Annotated in this window: 4 protein-coding genes; all 4 read left to right on the forward strand. The window is 74.4% G+C overall.

The features are described from left to right. Positions 1-217 precede the first annotated feature (217 nt). On the forward strand, positions 218-1,111 hold the full coding sequence (locus E7Z54_RS19640) for a bifunctional helix-turn-helix transcriptional regulator/GNAT family N-acetyltransferase (RefSeq protein WP_136436413.1): 894 nt from the start codon (positions 218-220) through the stop codon (positions 1,109-1,111). A 70-nt stretch (positions 1,112-1,181) separates the two neighbouring features. Continuing rightward, positions 1,182-2,066, forward strand: a complete 885-nt coding sequence (locus E7Z54_RS19645; protein ID WP_136436414.1) for an oxygenase MpaB family protein — start codon at positions 1,182-1,184, stop codon at positions 2,064-2,066. A 95-nt stretch (positions 2,067-2,161) separates the two neighbouring features. Then, positions 2,162-2,854, forward strand: a complete 693-nt coding sequence (locus tag E7Z54_RS19650; RefSeq protein ID WP_136436415.1) for a response regulator transcription factor — start codon at positions 2,162-2,164, stop codon at positions 2,852-2,854. Next, the coding region (locus E7Z54_RS19655; RefSeq protein WP_136436416.1) for a HAMP domain-containing sensor histidine kinase at positions 2,851-3,822 on the forward strand (972 nt) is incomplete at its 3' end. The genes E7Z54_RS19650 and E7Z54_RS19655, both read left to right, overlap by 4 nt.

A 3,822-nucleotide genomic window follows, 5' to 3' on the forward strand; every position in this document is an offset into this window, starting at 1 on the left:
CAGCGGCTGCTCGCCCTCGGGGGCGCGCCTCGGCTCGCGGCGCTCCGGCCGCTCGCTGCGCTCGGGAACGGTCGGCCGCGCGGGGAACCTGATCACATCGCCCATGAACCGAACCTAGGCGCCCGCGGTGCCGGGCGACAGCGTTGTTCGCTGGCGGCGTACGCCGGTCGTCCCACCGCGGTTGACCCGGGAGGTTATCTGACTAAAGTCAGACGTTGTGAGTACGACGATCGCGGTCCTCCGCGGCTTCAACCGGACCTACACCCAGCGGATCGGCGTGCTGGACGAGTCCTTCCTCGGCACCGGGCGCGCGCTGGCCGTGAGCCGGCTGCTGTTCGAGATCGGATCTCGCCACCACACGACCGTGCGGGACCTGCGCGAGCAGCTCGGCCTCGACAGCGGGCACGTCGCGCGCATGCTCCGCAGCCTGGAGGGCGAGGGCCTGGTGGAGACCGCGCCCGACCCGGACGACGGTCGCCGTCGCCTGGTCCGGCTGACCCAGGACGGGAGGAAGGCCTGGCGCGAGCTCGACGAGCGCTCGGAGGCACTCGCCGCCCAGCTCGTGGACCCGCTGACCACACGACAGCAGGAGCGCCTCGCCGAGGCGCTCGCGACCGCGGACCTGCTGGTGCGGGCGGCGACCGTGCAGCTGCGGGAGGTGGCGCCCGGCGACCCGGTCGCGCGTGAGGCGACCGCTCGGTACTTCGACGAGCTCGACGAGCGCTTCCCGGCCGGCTTCGACCCCGGCGGACCCGAGGAGCCGCAGCCCGGCACCACGTCCGTCGTGGCCACCAGCGACGGCCGGCCGGTGGCCCACGGCGGCCTGCGTCCACTGCCCGACCTCGACCACGTCACCGCGGAGGTCAAGCGGATGTGGGTGGATCCCGGCTGGCGCGGCGCCGGCCTCGGCGCGCGGATGCTGCGCCACCTGGAGGCGCTCGCCCGCGACCGCGGATTCACGCGGGTCGTGCTGGACACCAACGACTCCCTCCTCGAGGCGATCGCCCTGTACGAGCGGGCCGGCTACCGCCGGATCGGCCGCTACAACGACAACCCCTACGCGCGGGCGTGGTTCGAGAAGGGGCTGGGGCAGATCCAGACCGAGGGCTGAGCCTGGACCGGCCGGGTATCTACTTGGCTCACGAGCGCGTCGTGCGCGCTCCGGGACCGGAGGTCGTCCGATGAGCCAGATCCAGGGGGTCATCGATCGACAGCGCCACCTGACGGCGATCCGCGAGTGGCTCGGGGAGGCGCTGTTCCTGAGGGTGGCCGGCCCCGACGGAGCCCGGCACCGCGAGCGGATCCACGGGACCCCCGGTCCGCGCTGGTTCGAGCCCGGGAGCCCGATCACCCGGGTCCACGGCGACGCGTCGATGTTCGTGGGCGGGATCCGCGCCCTGCTGCTGCAGACCCTGCACCCGGTGGCGATGCGCGCCGTCTCCGAGCACTCCGGGTTCCGGGGTGATATGTGGGGCCGACTGGCGCGGACCAGCCGGTTCCTCGCCGTGACCACGTTCGGCACGGTGGACGACGCCCAGCAGGCGGTGGACGTCGTCCGCGCCATCCACGACCGGGTCACCGGCATCGGCCCCGACGGCACGCCGTACTCCGCCAGCGACCCGCACCTCCTGCGGTGGGTGCACGTGGCGGAGGTCGACAGCTTCCTGCTCGCCCACCAGACCTACGGCCGGCACCCGCTGGACCGCGCCGAGTCCGACCGGTACGTCGCGGAGGCGGCGGAGGTGGCGCGGCGGCTCGGCGTGGTCGACCCGCCGACCACCGTCGCCGAGCTGCGTGAGGCGCTGGACTCCTTCCGCCCCGAGCTGCGGGGGAGCCGAGAGGCCCGGGAGGCGGTGCGCTACCTGCTCCTCAAGCCCCCGCTGCCCCTCGCCGCCAGGGCGCCGTACGGCGTGCTGTGCACGGCCGCGATCGGGCTGCTGCCGGTGTGGAGCCGCCGGCACCTGAGGCTGCCCTGGCTGCCGATCGCCGAGCAGACCGTGGTGCGCGCCCTCGGCGCGGTGGCGGTGGGCACCATCCGCTGGGCGATGACCCCGTCGCAGGAGTGACCTCGGGCGGCGCCAGCGGCCCTGCGGGGAGATCTGCACAGAACCTCCACACGTCGTCCCCCACTTCCGACGCCACGCGCTCGTAGCCTTCGAGCATGAGCAGCGCCAGCCGACGGGTCCTCGTCGTGGAGGACGACACGGTCATCAACCAGGCTGTCGCCGACCGCTTGGCGGCCGAGGGGTACGACGTCGTGCGGGCCTGGGACGGGCCCGGCGCCGTCGCGGCGGATGCCGAGCTGCAGCCGGACCTGGTCGTGCTCGACGTGATGCTTCCCGGCTTCGACGGCCACGAGGTCTGCCGGCGCATCCAGGCCGAGCGCCCGGTACCGGTCCTGATGCTCACCGCTCGCACCGACGAGGCCGACGTGCTGGTCGGGCTGGGGGTCGGAGCCGACGACTACCTGACCAAGCCGTTCCGCATGCGCGAGCTCGTGGCGCGCGTCTCGGCGCTGCTGCGCCGGGTGGAGCGCGCCGCCGACCTGGCCGGACGGCGGGCCCTCGAACTCGGCGACCTGCGGGTCGACGGTCCCGCCCGCAGGGTCTGGCGCGGCGGCGAGGAGGTCCGGCTCACGCCGACCGAGTTCGACCTGCTGCTCTGCCTGGCCGCCACGCCCGGCGCCGTGGTGACCCGCGAGAGGCTGCTCGCCGAGGTCTGGGGCTGGGCCGGCGCCACCGGGACCCGGACCGTCGACAGCCACGTCAAGGGACTGCGCGCGAAGGTCGGCGCCGACCTGATCCGGACCGCCCACGGCGTCGGCTATGCGCTCGAGACGGGGAGCCCCGCGTGAGCCAGCCTCGCTCCCAGCCCCTGGCGCGGGTCACCTCGCTCAAGGTCAAGCTCGGGCTCCTGGTGGCCGCCAGCGTCACGGTGGCCGCGACCATCGCCTCCCTCGGGCGCAGCGCCGGCGTGCCGGTGCTGCTGAGCATCCCGGTCACCATCCTCCTGGCGCTCGCGGTGACCCAGCTGCTCGCCGTCGGCATGACCTCGCCGCTGCGGCAGATGACCGAGGCCGCGCGCCGGATGGCGACCGGCGACTACGCCGTCCGGGTCACCGACACCTCGAGCGACGAGGTCGGCGAGCTGGCCCGCGCCTTCAACACGATGGCGCGCGACCTGGCCACCGTCGACCGGCAGCGACGCGAGCTGGTGGCCAACGTCAGCCACGAGCTGCGCACCCCGCTGGCCGGCCTGATCGCCGTGCTGGAGAACGCGGTCGACGGCGTCGCCCCTCGCGACCCCGACGCCCTGCCCGCCGCACTCGCCCAGGCGGAGCGGATGGCGGGCCTGGTCGAGGACCTGCTCGACCTCGCCAAGGTCGACGCCGGCAAGGCGCCGCTGAACCCCGAGCCGGTCCGGATCCGGGAGCTGCTCGAGGACGCCGTCGCCGAGGCGCGGGTGCTCGGCCGCCAGGTCGAGTACGACATCCAGGTGCAACCCGGTGACCTCGTCGTCCGCGCCGATCCCGCCCGGCTCCGGCAGCTCGTGGCGAACCTGCTCGACAACGCCTCCCGGCACAGCCCGGCGGCAGGGACCGTCCACGTCAGCGCAGCCCGCTTCGGGGATCGCTACCGGATCGAGGTCCACGACCAGGGCGCCGGCGTCGCGGCCGACGACCGCGAGCGGGTCTTCGAGCCGTTCGGCACCCTCAGCACCGCCGAGGGCGGCGGCACCGGGCTCGGCCTGGCGATCGCGCGCTGGGTGACCGAGCTCCACGGCGGCGCCATCCGCTTCGTCGACCCCGAGCCCGGTGACGAC

The sequence above is a fragment of the Nocardioides sp. genome, assembly GCF_004803405.1.
GTDB lineage: Bacteria > Actinomycetota > Actinomycetes > Propionibacteriales > Nocardioidaceae > Nocardioides > Nocardioides vastitatis.